Consider the following 17,585-nt stretch of genomic DNA (forward strand, 5'->3'; position numbering starts at 1 on the left):
TAAAGGCCAGAAATGTACCTGTACAATAGTACTGAATTATAACTCCAGAGTCAGATAAGAGGCAGTAGGAAGCAGCCATCACCTGCACTATGGTGCAGGTGTCTGTTTAAAACACAAATTTACTGTAGATACCTGGATGAAAAAACAAGTTAAGCTGTTAACAATCCACGTTTCAACGCTATATCTACGGCTTCGGTACGGGTACCGGCGTATAGCTTGGACATAATGGAGGTCATGTGGAATTTAACCGTACGTTCGGAAATAAATAACTGATCGGCAATTTGCTTATTGGTAAACCCTTTTTTTACCAGCAGCAATAATTCCAGTTCACGGTTGGTTAAGGGCGAGCCGGGATATTTTAAATGATTATCCGGGGATTTCTGTGCAGGATCACTGGATTCGTGCAGAATGAGCAATAGTTGTTCCTGCAAGTTTATTGCTTCTGTTAAGGAAGCATGGAGATGTTCCTGTACGCTGGAAATATCTGTTTTTTCTGTAACTACTATTGCTTCTTGTAAATGTATGATCAGGGTTTCTAGTCTTGGGCTTAGTATCCGGTTCAACACTTCCAGAATGGTAGCATCTTTGGTTGCCTGAGGATGGGTATAGGATTCCTGCAACCTGGTTCGCTGAATGGCCATGCCGATCAGTTCACTAATGGTATTGAGAATAGATAGTTGTGTATCGTTGAGTTGCTGAATTTCTTTGCTTACCAGATTAATGAGTCCTACTTTCTGACCTCCGGTTGTTATCGGTATCGTCGCATGAAACTTGAGTTCCCTGGTACCAGTTTTGATGTTTTTGAGTCGGCTGCATGAAATTTCACTGATGTTTCTGGCTTTGGCAATATGATCGGACAGGTATTTTTCAATACAGTAGCACCATCCCGAAAGCCGTTCCGGGTGGTCGCTCAGGGCAGGAGGGAGGTTATAAGAAGCCGCCAGGTATACCGACTTTACATCTGCCTGCACCAGCCAGATCCAGCCAGTTTCCAGGTTTAACAGATTTACGGTTTTTTCCAGCGCTTTTCTCAGGGCCGCATGCAGGGAAAATTCCTTATTCAGGTCACTGGCAATTTCATACAGGTGAGAAAAATATTCGGTGTCACGCATCTGGATTCAATAAGAAAAAATTTTCGGATGAGATGTACTCTTTTTATTGTTTAATTGATCGATACTCCCTGAAAAGACTGCGCTTTTCTTTCCTGTTCAGATACCCACTTATTGCGGTAGGCGGTAGGGGTAATTTGCATCTTTTTCCGGAAGCTTACATTAAAATGGGAAATGGCGTTAAAACCGCTTGTATAGGCAGCCTGCATTACCGGACAGCCTTCCATGAGCAGCTGGCAGGCTTTGTTGATGCGGTACTCATTTACAAAATCTGTAAAACGCATATTTGTCATTTTCCGGAAAAACCGGCAAAAAGCCGCCTGTGATAAACCGGTCAGGGCAACTACTGCTGCCATATCCATAGGCTGCTGATAATGGGCTTGTATATACCCATATACCTTATTAATCCGTTCACCGTCATAATACTGGTAGTGAGGCAGTTTTACCGGAGAATCCAGCAGGAATCCGTCTGTAGCAGTAGATAGTGTATGGAGTAGTTTCAGCATAGAGAGGGTTTTGTCCAGGGGAGCCATTGTTAGCAGGGACCGTAGTTTTTTATCCAGTTGCTTTCTGGTTTCCTCGCCGAAAGCTATTCCTGTCTGTAGTTTATTCAGCCATCTTACTACAGCGGCGAATTCGGGAAACAGGCAAAGTGAACTGAGCAGGGTTTCTTTACTGAACTGAATAATGATTTCTTCAAAATCGCTCTGTGCCTGATAGTGGAAATTCAGGTGTGGAATATGCGGACCTATCAGTACCAGATCGCCGTTGGTATACTGGCTCATGTGATGCCCGACTTGCCGCCGGCCATTTCCTGCCGGAATATATACCAGTTCACATTCGGGATGATAATGCCATAATACCTGACAGGGATTACTTCTGTCGTGGGTAGATACCTTAAAAAAACTTTCCTGGCTGGCAGGAATATTTTCCCGTTTTAGTTTCATCGGATAAATTTGCCACATTAACACAATTTTAGCAAACGATACCTGAAATAAGTCAATGGAGCAAAAGTATTGATCAATCAGCCGATAGTTTGACAAGTTTACAACTTCTACTTTTGTGTATATATTTCGCACACTTATGAAGATCGAACACCTTGCTATCTGGGTACATGACCTGGAAAAGATAAAGAATTTTTATACGACCTATTTTGATGTAAGCGCCGGAGATAAATATATCAATCCCAGAAAACAGTTTACATCTTACTTTTTGTATTTTGGCAGCGACAAAACGAGGCTGGAAATTATGCACCGGCCGGATATAGAGCCAAATCCAGGCAAAAGAGGCTTTTTACATGGTGTAGCCCATTTTGCCATTTCTATTGGGAATAAACAAGGGGTGGACGCTCTTACAGATAGATTACGAAGCGATGGATATACTATTGAAAGTGAGCCAAGAACGACCGGTGATGGCTATTACGAGAGTGTGGTACTGGACCCGGAAGGAAATTATGTAGAAATATCAGCCTGAGTGAATGATGAGCCAGATAACCATAGATACCGTAATTTTTGATTTTGGGGGTGTGCTGATCGACTGGAATCCCCGTTATTTATACAGAAAAATGTTTGATAAGGAGCATGAAATGGAATGGTTCCTTTCTACAGTTTGTACCAACGACTGGAATCTGGCGCAAGACAAAGGCCGCCCGTTTGCAGAAGCCGTCACACTGCTTCAGGCGCAATTTCCAGCCTATAAAGATCAGGTAGTTGCTTTTTATGAACGCTGGCCGGAGATGTTAGCCGGAGAAATTCCCGGATCTATAGCTGTGCTTGATGAATTATTAGCCCGCAATTATGCAGTGTATGGCCTCACCAACTGGTCTCACGAAACATTTCCGGTGGCACAGGAACGCTTTGAGTTTTTAAATCGGCTTCATGGTATTGTGGTTTCCGGAAGGGAGAAAATGGGCAAGCCGGATAAAGAAATTTTTCATCTGCTATTGAACCGGTTCGGATTAATATCCAGGCAGTGTGTTTTTATTGACGATAATGCAGCCAATATTCAGACAGCACAGGAACTGGGTTTTCATACCATTCACTTTACGAGCGCCAATGAGATGCGGAAAGAGTTAGAACAGTATAACTTGTTATAAAACATATGCTTTGTAATTAATAAAGTGAGCAGCTGGTTTCGGAATGTTAAAGTTTAAAGCACAGCTTTTAGGATAGAGCAATGAATATCTGCCCTATCCTTTTCTTTCTGGCTATTTTTTTGATTGATAAATTTATACTTCTTCCAATACGGATAAAATGTTCCCAGCCGGGTCTTTGAACCAGGCAATGTTCGGTCCTTTGTCACTCCGGCAAATGCCTTTTTCATCCGTAGCAATCTCTCCCTTGTATTGCTCGAAAGTAATGCCCTTTTTTATCAATTCATCTACCACCTTTTCAATGCTATTCACAGGAAAATTAAGTACCGTAAAAGTAGCAGGCACATGATCAGGTTTCTGATAGATAATGATGGGATGGTTCCCTTCCGTATGTAATTCCAGAAGTCCCATTTCGTTCTCCTTTACTGTAAGGCCAAGCGTATGTTGATAAAAATCTTTGGCTTTGTTGATGTCGTTGGTGGAAAAGCCGCTAAAGGCTTTTGTGAGTGAATTCGTCATAGGTTAGCTGTTTACGTTTTTACTTTTTTATCTTGCTTATCTAATCAATCTACTATTCTGCTTACTCGTAGCGCATCGGCTTTTTTCCAAAGCCCTTCCTTAATATTCCGATCTGGCCAATGTGATAAGCAATATGATGGTTGATAAATGCCCACAATTCGCCGGACGAGGTAGCTACTTGGTTGAAGGGTTTGGGAGGAGGATATGTAAGCGTTTCTGGTGTTAATTTTGCCAGGTTCTGCCGGAGTGGCTGGTAAAGCCCATTCCATTCAGCTTTAATCTCTTCAATGGTGGGGTAAGGAAAATTATCTTTGGCTTCCGATTGCCCCATCACGGCAAACAACTCATTCCACTTTACCTCCGGGTTCAGGCCAGCCATGAGTGCCAGGCCATATTGTGAGTTTAATAAATGTCCGGCTAAATATTTTACATGATTGATCTGGGTATTCCCATAGAGCCGCTGGTTTGTTTCTTCATCCGGGAAATCTTCCAGCACATGGTTGTATAAGCGTTGATGCAGATCAAATTGGGAAAGCAGGAAATTCTTCATAGCGTTGGATGGTTGTATCTAAAAAAAATCTAATGGATAAATTGTTTAACTCTTTATTCTCTCGTATGAAAGCAGGATTACACCACTGCTTTCGAATATTTTAGAAGAAGTAAGTTTTAGGTCCAGCTTATGTTGTATCCCGGAAAAAAGTGTTTCTCCCCGGCCTAAAGCAACCGGATCAATCATAATCTGATAATGGTCGATGAGGCCTGCCTCTGTAAACTGCGTGACAATACTTCCACTGCCTAAAATGGTTAAATCGTTCCCTGGCGTTTCTTTTAACTGTTTCATTTGTTCCACAATATTACCGCGCATAAGGGTGGTATTGTTCCAGTCAGCCGTTTTTAGTGTATTCGAAAAAACAATTTTCTCTGTCTTGTTCATGCCTTCGGCTACTTTCGGAAACAGCTGGGCAGCCATCGCCGATGGCCAGAAATGGCGCATCATTTCATAGGTAGTCCGGCCAAAGAGTAAAACGTTTTGCGATTGCAGGGATTCTTCCGAGTATTTCCCTTCTTCGTCTCCATGCCGGTGCCAGCTGGTATCTTCATTTTCTCCTTTAAAATAACCATTGAGGGATATAAATGTAAATGAACTGAGTGTACGCATACTATTTGGATAGAGCCAGGATCAGAAGTTTAGTGAAGTATAGAGAATATTTTGGGAAAGAGTGCTCAATTGGAAGAGCTGTGTAGAAGCCTTTTCAGCCAATAGCTCCTCTGTTCAGGTATTCCAATGAAAAATAGCATGATCAACCTTATTTTACAGCCGGTGTAGCATTTTCATAAGCAGCCTCCAATGCGGCGATATCAAATTTCTTCATACGCAAATAAGCATGGGTCACTCGTTGTGCTTTTGAAGAATCCGGGTCAGTGAGCAGTTTAGGTAAAATAGCCGGTACAATTTGCCAGGATACACCAAACTTATCTTTTAACCAGCCACAAGGACCTTCCTGCCCACCATCGGTAAGCTTTTGCCAGTAGCTATCAATTTCCTCCTGTGTCTGGCAATAGATCATCACAGATACAGCCTCATTAAATTTGAATTCAGGGCCTCCGTTTAATGCCAAAAATTGCATATCATTGATCGAAAAATCAACCGTCATTACGGTGCCTGCCGGTTTATGATGGAATTCAAATCCCTCTGTTCCAAACCGGCTGATTCGCCCAAGTTGGGAATTTTTGAAGACAGATGTATAAAACCTGGCAGCTTCTTCGGCCTGCGTATCATACCATAAGCAAATGGTCATTTTTTGGGTTGTAGGTTCCATAGTTTGTTTTAATTTTGTTTGTATCACAAAGGTAGGCCATAAATTCCGGCAACAACTGGTGTAAATACGACATTGTAGGAGGGTGATTGCGACATTAAAATATATATATTTGTAAAAAAGGATCTCATGAAACATGTCTCTATTCTCATTCCCAAAGGGCACTATAGCATTGTAAATATTGCCGGGGCGTTTCAGATTCTGGAAGCGGCAAATGACTTATACTTTCAGAAAAAGGGCTTAAAACTCTTTGAAATAGAACTTGTATCGAATGAAGATCCGGCCAGGGAATATAAAGGTTTGTATACGATCAATCCGACCAGAAAATTGCAGGAAGTGACACAAAGCGACCTGATTATTGTGCCTGCGGTGCATGCCGACATCACCACGGTTCTGGAAGAAAATAAAGCCATGGTGCGTTGGATCAAAGAAAGATATAACGATGGCGCAGAAGTAGCTTCTTTCTGCATTGGTATCTACCTGGTGGCTGAGGCTGGTATTCTCAATGGAAAGGTGTGTTCTACCCATTGGGCGCATGCGCAACAACTGAAAAGCCGCTTTCCCTCTTTGGATATCCGGGATGAAAACTTTATAACGGACGACCGGGGTGTATATACCAGCGGTGGTGCCTATGCATTTACGAATCTTATTCTTTATCTGATAGAAAAATTTGGCGGCAAGGAGCTGGCCATTCAGATTGCCAAGGCATTTATGATAGATCTGGATAAAGGCTCACAAGCAACTTTTATGGTGTTTAATGGCCAGAAAGACCATCATGATGAAGTAGTTTTAAAGGTTCAGCAGTATATAGAAACCAATTTCGAGGAGAAATTCACAGTAGACGAACTAGCGGCCACCCATGCCACCATTCGCAGGACTTTGGAGAGAAGATTTAAAAAGGCAACTGGTAATTCGGTGAATGAATATACGCAACGGGTGAGAATAGAAGCAGCTAAAAAGCAGCTTGAAATGGGCCGTAAAACAGTGAACGAGGTAATGTACGAAGTAGGCTATTCTGATGGCAAAGCATTCAGAGAGGTGTTTAAGAAATATGCAGGCATTAGTCCGGTAGATTACCGTCAGAAGTTTGGGTATAGTAAAATAGAATATGCCAGGGTATAAATTTCTGATTTCTGCCGGGTTGTAGGGGAGAGGAGCATTGAATTACGGCCCACCGGTCAGGGCAATGCTGTTTCCATATCTATCACTTTTACGATTCCTCTGGTGGGTGCCAGGTTCTGCCAGATCCAGTTGTAATGTTCAATAATTTGATCCGCTTTCATATGTGGACGGTCAGCCGTTGTATGGGCATCTTTTACAATGGTTACCTGAAAATCTTTGGTTAAGGCAGATTGAACCGTAGATTCTACGCAAAAATCTGTAGCACTGCCGGTGATAAATAGTTCGTTGATCCTATTCTTTCTTAAATAGCTTTCTAATGCTGTCTGGTAAAAAGCATCATTAGCCGTTTTAGAGATGATAAGATCTCTTTCACTGACATGCAGCTCTGAGAGTAATTCCCATTCTGTTGTGCCCGGAATAAAATAATTTTCTGCGGTGCCATCATGCTGGATAAAAATTATTGGATGGGCCGCTTTCCGGAAGATGTCAATGAGTTCGTTAATCCTCTCGATCACACTCTCCGATTCGAATCTGGGCGTATGTGAGGTAAAGGCACCTTTTTGCATATCTATAATTAAAAGCGCTTTTGCAGGGGATTCCATGTTGGGTGTTTTTTGGTAAGTTACTATTTCCTTATCAGGAAACAGCCTCATATTTATTAGCTGTTATTCTGTTCTTAGTTTTCCGTAACTGTTAGCATACGTTTTTCCTTTTTTAGGATGAGTAAACTTAATCGCAGACCAGACCGGATTGATACTGATAGTTGTGCTTTCCACTAGCCCGTAATCATATCCAATTTTGATAACCGTTGTCAGTGTGAGGTCGGTGTTTAGCTGTTTTGCTTTTGGCCAGGAAACCCAAAGCATGCCGGTTTGTTTTAAATGCTGCTTCAACTTTGGGAAATATTCATGAAACACAGCCTGATTGATTGCAAACAAATGTATGTAATCGAAGTCACCGGTAAGCGTTGATTTAACTTCAAGCATAGGTGGATCAATGGCATGGATGGCTTCGTCTGGTGCGTGAATGAAGATAGCACTCATTCCCTGTTTAATGCCCATTTTTTCTGAAACTGATCTTGCCATAATGTGGGTTGTGGTATTATTTCAATTGTTTCCTGTTACAAATCTGCTCATACTGCTATTCCCAAGCGGTAATACTAAACTGGCATATTAAGATAAGTACTTGTCAGACTGGCTGTCCTGACAAATAATTCCGGATAATCTACCACCAGTCCCAGTTCATCTACGGTAATAACAGCTTCAAAATCATTCGGGATATTTTCGTACTGATACGTGGTATCGGAAAGACGGGTATATTTTTGCCTGACTGGTTTTATTTCTTGTGCCAGTAAGTCGAAGTAGATCACCTGTATCTCCCGGGATGTTTGCTCAGGTAGTTTCAAACGCCTGACAGGTAACGTATTGGTGAAAGGTGTTAATGGAATATCTATGTCGATACACCCTCTAAACTCTGGGGCTGATTTGCCATTGCTTGTCCAGTTGCCTTTGCCATCGCTTTCAAAACGGAAATGCTGTATTTGGTTGCTATGCTGGCTTTTTATGTCAGCAAATACAGTTTCCCACTGGGGGTTTGTTTGAATCTGGTATGCCACCCGGTAGATTTTATTCTCATAGGTGCCCACAATGACTGAATCGACCTGGGTGCCTATTTCTGTGGTGGTTACCAGGCAGTTTTCCAGCGAATGGTATTCCCGGCCAGCCCATAGCACATTTGTCTGTATCCTCATCTTTTTGTGGTAAGTTGAATGACATGCGTAATTACGCCATCCTGACTGATGGAAATAAAACCTGTATGCCTGGATAAAGGAATGTTCACTATGCCTGCTCCGGTATAGGTATCCTGAAGGATTTTCCTATACGATAGATACAACCAGTTTAAATAATAGAGGGTAACCTTCAACTGGCAAGCAGTTGGGATGGTAACCCGAATGCTGTCTGAATCTACCTGAGCCTCTTCCAGTGAAAAAATGGCTGGCAGACAGGCAAGTTTTACCTGATCTACCAGCAGTTCTGTAATCGGCGCAAGTCCTTTTACCACTGCTATTGCCGGATTTTGCACGCTGAAAGCAGTTATAATCATTTCCTTATGTGTATTACTCACGCCACGTCCGAGGGCAATTACATCGAAATCCGTAGCTGTAAATTCACTGAAAATCTGTTCCGGCTGATTATAGGACTGGCTGCTGGTAGTCACAAATCCCGATTTGTTTAAGGCAAGCGTTAACCTGTTTAGGACCTTTTTACTGGCTCCTATGAGAAGTACCCTTTTTCCTAGATAACATCCTCGATTCATTATATATAGATCTTATTGAATATTTGTACGGTATCAGCCAATCCATGTTTACCTGAGAACTTCGGCATGGTAGCCAAAAGCGGAAATCACCTGTATAATCTGGTGTATATTAATCAGGGTAACTTGCCCTTCAATTCGCAGGATTTTATCACAATCATCCAGATCGAAAGTAATTCTGGCTTCCGGCAATAATTTCTCTAGAGCAGCAATAATAAACTGTACCTGCCATTCCTGATTGACATTGGTTTTGAAAACTTCTACTACCTTGTCAGGATGTATAAAGATGGTTTCCATAAACAGGTTGATCTAAGGTGACTAATTAATGTAGAAAATAGTATCTCATATTTGTTCACTTGTGCAGGCGATCCATTTATGTACAACTTCTTTCAAAGCTGTTTCTTTGCTTCTTACATCTTCCATGTCCGCAAATGTGGCTATCGCTCTGTCATTTGTTATCCATTCCAAAATGCCGGTGGAATCTTCAAATAACCGGCTTGTTGAAGTACTGGCTTTTACTTTTGCTCCGCAATGGAAGATAAGCCTGAAATAAGAGTTGCCATGCAGGTTAAAAGTAATCCGGTCGTCGTGCTGATAGCAGAAACTAGGGGCTTTCCATTTGATATGTTCCGTTAGCTGGGCATTGGCATTTAGAATAATACTTCGAACCATTTCTATCTCCGGTTTCAGTGGATGCTCCAGCTGGTGTAAGAATGTAAGCACTTGCTGGTGACCGGTTAGTTTTTTAGGCTTTATTTTTTCGCTCATATGTTTTCCCGGATGATAATGGAATGACCTGCTAAAGATAATAAGACCAGCGTGAAAATACTTGAATATTTCCACGCTGGTCTTACTATTTTAACCGCCAGACAATCGTAGCTAGTATGTATACTTACTGGTAATGAATTAACCTCCTGGAAATTGACTGTATTATTAAGATTTGTTAAATAATTAGGGGTTTATACGATAGAATGCCGCTATTCTGAAGATACAGGAAAGCAAAGTGAAAGCGGTTTAATAGCTCCCTGTTAAACGTAAACCCTTACTTTGCAGTACGGCCATGGCAGCTACCCAGAGGGCAACGCCTGCAATCAGAACAGTGCCGATCATCGAAATATGGCTGGTTAGCAGAGCAACAGCAATGATACTGCCAATCACCCATATTCTGTCCAGCCAGATAATGAGTGTAACCTGTCCTTTGTTGAGTGGTTTCTGAAAGGCGGCAAATAATACAAAAGCAGCAAACAGAACCAGAAATATTCCCACGCCAATAAAAGGCGATACCTGATCCACTCCAAATAAGGAGGCGAAGAAATTGGAGAAAAGAACGAGTAAAAGCCCGGTGGCGCCAGAACTGATAGCGTTAATTTTTAAAATGTTTGGTAAGGAAAGCATATGTGTATGAGTTTGATGTTAAAACAAAGGTAAAGCACATCTATCCTTCGGGCATTGTCATCAGGTGACAAGCCATTGTCTTTTTGCGCCATGCAGCAGGCTGCTCTGATAATTTTACTTTTCTTTGAGAAAGAAAACAGGGTCTATGGAAAATTTCGGCAAAGGGTTTATACAGGCATTATTAGCTTATGCAGTACAAAGAGACATTTCTATCAAACGTTTATGTGAAGCTTCGGGCATTGATTATGCGGCTTTACAGCAACAGAAAGGCTATATTATTTCTCCCGAAAAGGTTAATAGTTTGTGGAGAAATGCAGCTCATTTTTCGAATGATGCGCATTTTGGATTACATTTCGGAGAATCCATGCAACTGGCAGCACTGGGAATTATCGGGCAGATCATCTCCACCAGTCAGACAGTGGGCGAAGCTTTATCGCAGGCAAGCACTTTGGTTCCGTTGCTCACCGATCTGTTCAGCGTGGAGGTAAATTACCAGGAAACCTCTTTCCAGGTCATTCTTGCCTATGACGTTCAAAAAAGACATGCGTTCCCCTATACTTTCCGCCACATGGCTGATTACCTGATGGTGTTTGCCTTACATGAGCTCGATGGATTGACAATGGAAAAATTAAAACCTTTGGCCATAGGCTTGACGGGCACAGAATCTTTACGGGAATACGAGCGTATATTCAGTTGCAAAATTCACCCTAACCAGGACGAGATATTTCTGGAGTTTCCGATGAACTGTTTAGCTATTCCTATTTTTACCGCAAACTATGACTTGCAAAAAGTATTGATTGAACAAGTTTCCGGCTTAGTTCAGCCAGCATCTAAAGACACTGTATGGCAGAATAAGATTTACAACTATCTGCTTACCAACGCTTACCTTTACAGTCAGTCGCTGGAGAATGTGGCAGCAAATTTTAATACAAGTCCCAGGAGTTTGCAGCGCAGGCTGAAAGAAGAGGGTGTTAGCTTTCTGGATGTGGTAGATAAAGTACGCAAAACCCTTTCCATTTCGTACCTGTCTTCGGGGAATTACCAGGTAAAAGATGTTGCCTATACCCTGGGCTATAATGATCCCAGTGCATTTCTGCGGGCATTCAAGCGATGGACTGGCACAACGCCAGCCGTATACAGACAGCAGAATCGGTAGTCTGTGATTATTTTATATCATTTCGATTTATTGCTAAAATCAATAATAACTATGATGGAAACATCTATTAAAGAACACGAGTATTGGATGCAGATATGTATCGAGTTGGGAAAACAAGCCATGCAGGATGGAAATCCCCCGGTAGGTTCAATCTTAGTGAAAGATAAGCAGATCATTGGCGAAGGAAGGGAAGCCGGAAAATCCAAAAGCGATATTACCTGCCATGCCGAAATCGAAGCGATCCGGGATGCTGTTCGCAAAGGGAATACGCATTTTCTCTCTGAAGCACTCCTCTATACAACCCATGAACCCTGCATTATGTGTTCCTATGTCATCAGGCATCACAAAATTCCTGTGGTAGTTATGGGTACAGAAGTTCCCCTGATCGGTGGCTGTTCTTCGGAGTATCCCATCTTAACAACCGATACAATATCTATCTGGAGTGCACCTCCTCAAATTATTACTGGTGTGTTAAAAGAGGAATGTGACTTGTCAACTGGTGATTTCAGAAAAAATTTTAAGTAGGCATTTTAATTGTATGTGTCTGATTAATAATACCTTAAAGCGATATTGATAAGATGCACATAAAATTATTTTACAAAAATTTTGCAAAGTTCAAAAACATCTATACATTTACATCCATCAATATGTTATGGCGAGGAAGATGGATACGAAAGCAGTAGAAAGGATAGCAAAAGCCTTAAGTGACAAAAACAGGCTGTTGATCCTTCAGAAAATAGCGAAGCAGCGATGTTTGGGCTGTACCGAGATGCATGAAATTGTTTCTCTGGCTCAGCCTACTTTATCACATCATGTAAAAGTACTGGTAGATGCCGGATTAGTAGATTCTCACAAAGATGGCCGGAATCTGAACTTATACCTAAATAAAGAAACAGTGCAGGAATTAATTGATTTTTTATCCCAATTGAATCAAGACTAAGTCACATACATTTCACTTCCACTAAAACCAATAGACTCATGAATCCTTCCGTGTTTCAAAAGGACTTGTCCTGTCTGGAAAAGCATTATTAGCTTTTTTTTACACATATATATCGATACATATAAATATTTAAATATTATAATATTTAAAAAGAGCATCTTATTGCCTTTTCTCAACAGAATCAGTATAGCTTACTAACCCATTAATCCAGATGAAAAAACAATCTAAAATCCTTATTTCCGGGGCTGTCATGTTAGCAGTATCATCCCTGGTTATTTTACCCGGCTTTTTATCCAGTAAAAATACAGAACCTCAGAAAAAAACGGCTGCACCGCCAGTCCAGGCGGTCAATCGCACGGCCGTAGATGCCTTTATCGTAAAAGGGTCTGCTATTGATGAAACCATTCAGGCAGTAGGCACGGTAGCCGCCAAACAAAGTGTTGACATTGTAAGTGAACTCGCCCGGAAAGTGACTAAAATCTACGTAAAAGAAGGCAGCGATGTGCAGGCAGGAGCGCTCTTATTTAAATTAGATGATGCTGATTTACTGGCCAGAAAAAATAAACTGAAACAACAGGAAAAACTGGCTTTGCTGGATGAAAACCGATTCCGGGAACTGCTTTCTACTGAATCTGTTACCCAGCAGGAGTATGACCAGATTTCTACCAATCTGAAAGTACTACAGGCCGACATACAAGTAGTAGACGTAGAAATCGCTAAAACTGAACTCAGAGCCCCTTTTTCCGGTAAAATTGGCTTAACCAGAGTGGATGTAGGTGCCTTTGTAACATCCAATACGGTACTCACGACCTTGCAGGATGTAAGCCAGGTAGAAGTGAATTTTACAGTGCCGGAAAAATACGCCAGTGAAGTAAAAGCAGGACAGTCAATTCAATTCACCACGGAAAACGCGACCCAGACGTTTACAGGAAAAATTATAGCTACCGAACCTAAAACAGAGGTTGCTACCCGAAGCCTGAATGTACTGGCGGTGAGTGAAAACAAAGAAGGCAGGCTTGTTCCCGGCGTTTCAACCAGGATAGACATTGGGCTGAAGCAAATCCAGAATGGCATTACCATCCCTACACAGGCTTTAATTCCGACACCCAAAGGATATTCACTCTTTGCCGTTAAAAACGGCCAGGCAGAAATACGGGAAGTAAAAACCGGCAAACGTACCAAAGGCAACATGCAGATACTGGAAGGTGTAACTATCGGAGATACCATTGTAACGACCAATATTCTCCGGCTTGGTCCAGGCGTCCCGGTAACGCTGGCAAGTGCCAATTAAGATCTCATTTATTCATTTAGTGATTGTACAAACCAGCTATGAACGGGAGTGGGGAGGAGTAACTCTCCTTCCTCTCCTTACTAAAAAAGTAAATATGAGGTCGGAGATTGTATATTTTTATGTAAGCATTTATGAATGAATACTAGCTAGTTTACTTCATAGGCCGACTTTACTTTTCTTTTGCATGCCCAAAAGACGGCAAAAACGAGAGTTTTTGAGCGAGCCTTGCGCTAAGATTGTGTGGCAAACATGAGAATGTTTGAGCCAGCCTTGTGTGCCAGTAACAAAAGAAAAAGGCAGCACCAACAAAGCCTGTTTTACGCTGGAATGGCTGATAGTCGCGCAAACCTCCAGCTTACGCACAAGGCCAAAACCGGCCACACTGTTGCTGCACCCCTGCCCGCAAAAAGAAATATTTATTGTATGTAGCCCTATTTCTAATAATAAAACAATGAATTAGATATTGCCGATAACAGCTTTTGCAGGAGCCACCTTATACAACCTTTGGGTCAGCATGGGCTATGAGCGGGTTGTATAGAGGGGCGGATGCGAAAGTGGGGCCTGTCCGGCCCAGGAGGACAAAAGCTTCTTCGCAACATATATGTTTTGAGTACACAAAATAAATACTATTCAATCGCTGAGCTCAATCCTCACCCTTGCCACTAACACTTTTTAATTTTAACCACACTTATATTCATTCCTATGAGTTTATCAGGAATAAGTATTAGCCGGCCAGTATTGGCTGGCGTACTATCCGTATTGATTATTTTATTCGGTATTGTGGGATATACCTACCTGGGTATCCGGGAATATCCGGTAACCGATTCTCCCATTGTAACTGTAACCACCACCTATCCAGGTGCAAGTCCGGATGTGATTGCCTACCAGATCACAAAACCCCTGGAAGAAGTAATCGGAGAAGCCAACGGTATCCGTACCATCTCTTCTGTTTCCAGGGAAGCAGCCAGTGTAATCACCGTTGAGTTTAACCTGAATGTAGACCTGGAAGCCGCCGCCAATGATGTGCGGGATAAAGTTTCCAAAGCCATTCGTTTGTTGCCTGGAGATGTAGATCCGCCGGTAGTAGAAAAAGCCAATTCTGGGGATGTAGTGATTTTTATGGCTGTAGAAAGCAAAACCAGAAGCATTCTGGAAGTAAGCAATATTGCGTCTACGGTGATTAAAGAACGCATGCAAACCATTCCGGGCGTAAAACGGGTGGGGATTGCCGGTGAAAAGAAATATGCCATGCGCCTCCGCATTGATCCGGTTAAACTGGCAGCCTATCAACTGACTCCTTTAGATATTGAGCAAGCCTTACGCAAAGAAAATGTAGACCTTCCTTCCGGCCGTATTGAAGGCGACCAGAATGAACTTACCGTACGGACTTTGGGCCGGCTGGTGCAGGAAAAGGATTTTGATAATATGATTATCAAGCAGGAAGGTAACAGCATTATCCGTTTTAAAGATATTGGTTATGCAGAACTGGGGGCTGAAAATGAACGTACTGCGATTCTGAACAGCGGCAAAGGAAATACGCCGGTAGTAGGGGTTTTCGTAGAACCGCAACGGGGTGCCAATGCCGTAGCTATTGCTGATGAATTCTACAAACGTCTGAAAGAACTCCGCAAAGAAATCCCACAGGAGTATGAACTAACCGTAGGAAAAGATTTTACAGAACCCATCCGGAATTCTATCAGCGAAGTGGAAGAAACGCTGTTTATTGCCTTTGGCCTGGTGATTCTGATCCTGTTTATTTTCCTCCGCGACTGGCGTTCTACTATTATCCCGGTAGTGGCGATTCCGGTGTCCATTATCTCGGCTTTCTTTATTATGTATGTGGCAGGGTATTCCATTAACGTTCTCACTTTACTGGGGCTCGTACTTGCGATTGGTCTGGTAGTGGATGATGCGATTGTGGTGCTGGAAAATATCTTTGCCAAAGTAGAAAATGGAATGAATCCGGTGCAGGCTGCTTTTACTGGCTCTAAGGAAATCTATTTTGCGGTGATTTCGACTACCATTACCCTGGCGGCTGTGTTCCTACCCATTCTTTTCTTGCCAGGAATCACTGGTAAACTGTTCCAGGAATTTGCTATTGTGGTCGCAGGTTCAGTATTGGTATCTGCTTTTGTGGCGCTTACGCTTACGCCGATGATGAGTGCCTATTTGCTCAAGCCGCATACTAAACCCAACTGGCTCTACCGCAAAACGGAACCTTTCTTTGTTCGGTTAAACAACGGCTATGAACAATCGCTCAACTGGTTTATGAAACGTCGCTGGCTTGCTTTTGCTGCCTTGGCTATAACCATGGGACTGATTTACGTAGTAGGCCGCTTGCTTCCTTCCGAATTAGCTCCTTTAGAAGACCGTTCGCAATTGTCACTGGTAGTAATGGCACCGGAAGGTTCTTCGTATGAATACACCGAGAAATACATGAATGAAGTAGCCAAATTCTCTGTAGATTCTACCCAGGGGCTGTTTCAGAGTTATTCGATTCTGGCTTTAACTTTTGGTCCGCCTGCTCCGGTAAACGTGGCTATTCAGAATGTGTTTTTAAACAAACCTGAAGAACGGAATACGACCCAGGCCCAGGAATTTATGCGGTATGCCCGCAATGCACAACAATTCAGAGGGGTACTGGCCTTTCCTTTACAGCCGCCTACCATCGGAAGCCGTTTCGGACAAGCACAACCAGTGCAATATGTATTGCAAGGCACCAATCTGAAAGCCATCACCGATGTATTGCCGAAATTTATGGAAGAAGCCAGAAAAAGCCAGGTATTACTCTTTGTGGATTCAGATTTAAAAGTAAATAAGCCTGAACTGGTACTGAAAATTGACCGCGATAAAGCCGCTGAATTGGGAATTTCGGTAGCTGAAATTGCCAGAAGTTTACAATTGGCCTTAAGTGGACAACGCTATGGGTATTTCATCTTTAACGACCGCCAGTATGAAGTAATTGGGCAACTGCAGAAACAGGACAGGGATAATCCCTATGATTTAAAATCTATTTATGCCCGTACCAGAACCGGTGAAGTCGTTTCATTAGATAATCTGGTGACCTTTGAAGAAAGCATTAGTCCGGCAGCGATTTACCGCTACGACCAAGCGATATCCGCAACAGTTTCGGCTGGTCTGGCACCAGGTAAAACCATTGGAGATGGCGTAGCAGAAATGAATGCCATTGCTAAACGGGTATTGCCGCCTACGATTAAAACATCCTTAGCTGGAGAATCCAGGGATTTTTCGGAAAGCTCATCCAGTCTGGTATTTGCTTTCATCTTTGCCTTAGTATTAATTTATCTGGTATTGGCTGCCCAGTTTGAAAGCCTGATGGACCCCTTCATCATTCTGCTTACCGTTCCCATGGCCATGACTGGTGCTTTGATCAGCCTCTATGCCTTCGACCAGACCTTAAATATCTTTAGTCAGATTGGAATCATTACGCTGATTGGATTGATCACGAAAAATGCCATTCTGATCGTCGAGTTTGCCAACCAGAGCAAAGAGCACGGTTTAACCATTATGGAATCAGCCAAAGCCGCAGCCGTTTCCCGGTTCCGCCCAATTCTGATGACGAGCTTAGCTATGATTTTTGGTGCTGTTCCTATCGCCCTCACTACCAGTAGCCGTAATTCGCTCGGAATTGTAATTGTAGGTGGTTTATTGTTCGCTGGTTTTCTAACATTATATGTCATTCCAGCGGTATATTCTTACCTCGCCAGGCCATATAAAGCCAGAGTAGTGGAGAAGGCTACACCTATTCAGGAGCCTGCGCTTGCTTAAAACCAATAAACAGGCAGGGAAATAATGCACTGCCTGCTGATC

The 17,585-nt window shown here is 42.5% G+C and carries 21 protein-coding genes; 8 read left to right on the forward strand and 13 right to left on the reverse strand.

Translation table 11 applies throughout. The features are described 5' to 3' along the window. Positions 1 to 149 precede the first annotated feature (149 nt). Positions 150 to 1,112 (reverse strand): LuxR C-terminal-related transcriptional regulator, encoded by a 963-nt coding sequence (locus GXP67_RS26575; RefSeq protein WP_162445931.1) that lies wholly within the window; start codon positions 1,110 to 1,112, stop codon positions 150 to 152. 50 nt (positions 1,113 to 1,162) lie between these two features. Beyond that, positions 1,163 to 2,188 (reverse strand): AraC family transcriptional regulator, encoded by a 1,026-nt coding sequence (locus GXP67_RS26580; RefSeq protein ID WP_162445932.1) that lies wholly within the window; start codon positions 2,186 to 2,188, stop codon positions 1,163 to 1,165. 4 nt (positions 2,189 to 2,192) lie between these two features. Between GXP67_RS26580 and GXP67_RS26585 the strand changes: the two genes are divergently transcribed. Both GXP67_RS26585 and GXP67_RS26590 read left to right on the forward strand, forming a co-directional pair. Then, entirely contained in the window at positions 2,193 to 2,582 is a 390-nt protein-coding gene (locus tag GXP67_RS26585) for a VOC family protein (protein WP_162445933.1), read from the forward strand. A 4-nt stretch (positions 2,583 to 2,586) separates the two neighbouring features. Further along, complete coding sequence (locus GXP67_RS26590; RefSeq protein ID WP_197901568.1) at positions 2,587 to 3,204, forward strand: HAD family hydrolase; 618 nt, start codon at positions 2,587 to 2,589, stop codon at positions 3,202 to 3,204. 132 nt (positions 3,205 to 3,336) lie between these two features. Here GXP67_RS26590 and GXP67_RS26595 read toward each other — a convergent pair whose 3' ends face one another. The 4 genes from GXP67_RS26595 to GXP67_RS26610 all read right to left on the reverse strand — a co-directional run bounded on the left by GXP67_RS26595 (position 3,337) and on the right by GXP67_RS26610 (position 5,540). Further along, the gene (locus GXP67_RS26595; protein ID WP_162445934.1) at positions 3,337 to 3,720 is read right to left on the reverse strand and encodes a VOC family protein; all 384 of its coding nucleotides are present in this window, start codon (positions 3,718 to 3,720) and stop codon (positions 3,337 to 3,339) included. A 61-nt stretch (positions 3,721 to 3,781) separates the two neighbouring features. Continuing rightward, complete coding sequence (locus tag GXP67_RS26600) at positions 3,782 to 4,270, reverse strand: DinB family protein (RefSeq protein WP_162445935.1); 489 nt, start codon at positions 4,268 to 4,270, stop codon at positions 3,782 to 3,784. A gap of 45 nt (positions 4,271 to 4,315) precedes the next feature. Then, positions 4,316 to 4,879 carry a dihydrofolate reductase family protein gene (locus GXP67_RS26605; protein WP_162445936.1) on the reverse strand — a complete coding sequence of 188 codons (564 nt, stop codon included), beginning with the start codon at positions 4,877 to 4,879 and terminating at the stop codon, positions 4,316 to 4,318. A gap of 148 nt (positions 4,880 to 5,027) precedes the next feature. Then, positions 5,028 to 5,540, reverse strand: a complete 513-nt coding sequence (locus GXP67_RS26610) for a VOC family protein (protein ID WP_162445937.1) — start codon at positions 5,538 to 5,540, stop codon at positions 5,028 to 5,030. Positions 5,541 to 5,666: 126 nt separating this feature from the next. Here GXP67_RS26610 and GXP67_RS26615 point away from each other — a divergent pair, with 126 nt between their 5' ends. Then, on the forward strand, positions 5,667 to 6,659 hold the full coding sequence (locus tag GXP67_RS26615) for a GlxA family transcriptional regulator (RefSeq protein ID WP_162445938.1): 993 nt from the start codon (positions 5,667 to 5,669) through the stop codon (positions 6,657 to 6,659). Positions 6,660 to 6,715: 56 nt separating this feature from the next. On the opposite strand, the gene GXP67_RS26620 is transcribed toward GXP67_RS26615, so the two are convergent. The 7 genes from GXP67_RS26620 to GXP67_RS26650 form a co-directional block, all read right to left on the reverse strand. Further along, entirely contained in the window at positions 6,716 to 7,261 is a 546-nt protein-coding gene (locus tag GXP67_RS26620) for a cysteine hydrolase family protein (protein ID WP_162445939.1), read from the reverse strand. Between the two features lie 63 nt (positions 7,262 to 7,324). Continuing rightward, positions 7,325 to 7,744 (reverse strand): hypothetical protein, encoded by a 420-nt coding sequence (locus GXP67_RS26625; protein ID WP_162445940.1) that lies wholly within the window; start codon positions 7,742 to 7,744, stop codon positions 7,325 to 7,327. 74 nt (positions 7,745 to 7,818) lie between these two features. Further along, positions 7,819 to 8,409, reverse strand: coding sequence for a putative glycolipid-binding domain-containing protein (locus GXP67_RS26630; RefSeq protein ID WP_162445941.1), 591 nt, complete (start codon positions 8,407 to 8,409; stop codon positions 7,819 to 7,821). After that, positions 8,406 to 8,975 (reverse strand): hypothetical protein, encoded by a 570-nt coding sequence (locus GXP67_RS26635; protein ID WP_162445942.1) that lies wholly within the window; start codon positions 8,973 to 8,975, stop codon positions 8,406 to 8,408. Before GXP67_RS26635 ends, GXP67_RS26630 begins: the two co-directional genes overlap by 4 nt. Before the next feature lie 48 nt (positions 8,976 to 9,023). Further along, complete coding sequence (locus tag GXP67_RS26640) at positions 9,024 to 9,269, reverse strand: hypothetical protein (protein ID WP_162445943.1); 246 nt, start codon at positions 9,267 to 9,269, stop codon at positions 9,024 to 9,026. Between the two features lie 45 nt (positions 9,270 to 9,314). Further along, entirely contained in the window at positions 9,315 to 9,740 is a 426-nt protein-coding gene (locus GXP67_RS26645) for a DUF1801 domain-containing protein (RefSeq protein ID WP_162445944.1), read from the reverse strand. Positions 9,741 to 9,986: 246 nt separating this feature from the next. Then, positions 9,987 to 10,367 carry a hypothetical protein gene (locus GXP67_RS26650; protein WP_162445945.1) on the reverse strand — a complete coding sequence of 127 codons (381 nt, stop codon included), beginning with the start codon at positions 10,365 to 10,367 and terminating at the stop codon, positions 9,987 to 9,989. A gap of 124 nt (positions 10,368 to 10,491) precedes the next feature. Between GXP67_RS26650 and GXP67_RS26655 the strand changes: the two genes are divergently transcribed. From GXP67_RS26655 to GXP67_RS26675, 5 genes are all read left to right on the forward strand, one after another. Then, positions 10,492 to 11,523 carry an AraC family transcriptional regulator gene (locus tag GXP67_RS26655; protein ID WP_162445946.1) on the forward strand — a complete coding sequence of 344 codons (1,032 nt, stop codon included), beginning with the start codon at positions 10,492 to 10,494 and terminating at the stop codon, positions 11,521 to 11,523. A 51-nt stretch (positions 11,524 to 11,574) separates the two neighbouring features. After that, positions 11,575 to 12,048 (forward strand): nucleoside deaminase, encoded by a 474-nt coding sequence (locus GXP67_RS26660; RefSeq protein WP_232064612.1) that lies wholly within the window; start codon positions 11,575 to 11,577, stop codon positions 12,046 to 12,048. A gap of 127 nt (positions 12,049 to 12,175) precedes the next feature. Beyond that, positions 12,176 to 12,463 (forward strand): ArsR/SmtB family transcription factor, encoded by a 288-nt coding sequence (locus GXP67_RS26665; protein WP_232064615.1) that lies wholly within the window; start codon positions 12,176 to 12,178, stop codon positions 12,461 to 12,463. A gap of 211 nt (positions 12,464 to 12,674) precedes the next feature. Next, positions 12,675 to 13,754: an efflux RND transporter periplasmic adaptor subunit gene (locus GXP67_RS26670; protein ID WP_162445947.1), complete on the forward strand. Its 1,080-nt coding sequence runs from the start codon at positions 12,675 to 12,677 to the stop codon at positions 13,752 to 13,754. A 702-nt stretch (positions 13,755 to 14,456) separates the two neighbouring features. Further along, positions 14,457 to 17,543 (forward strand): efflux RND transporter permease subunit, encoded by a 3,087-nt coding sequence (locus GXP67_RS26675; RefSeq protein ID WP_162445948.1) that lies wholly within the window; start codon positions 14,457 to 14,459, stop codon positions 17,541 to 17,543. Positions 17,544 to 17,585 lie beyond the last annotated feature (42 nt).

The sequence above is a fragment of the Rhodocytophaga rosea genome (genome assembly GCF_010119975.1).
Taxonomy (GTDB): Bacteria; Bacteroidota; Bacteroidia; order Cytophagales; family 172606-1; genus Rhodocytophaga; species Rhodocytophaga rosea.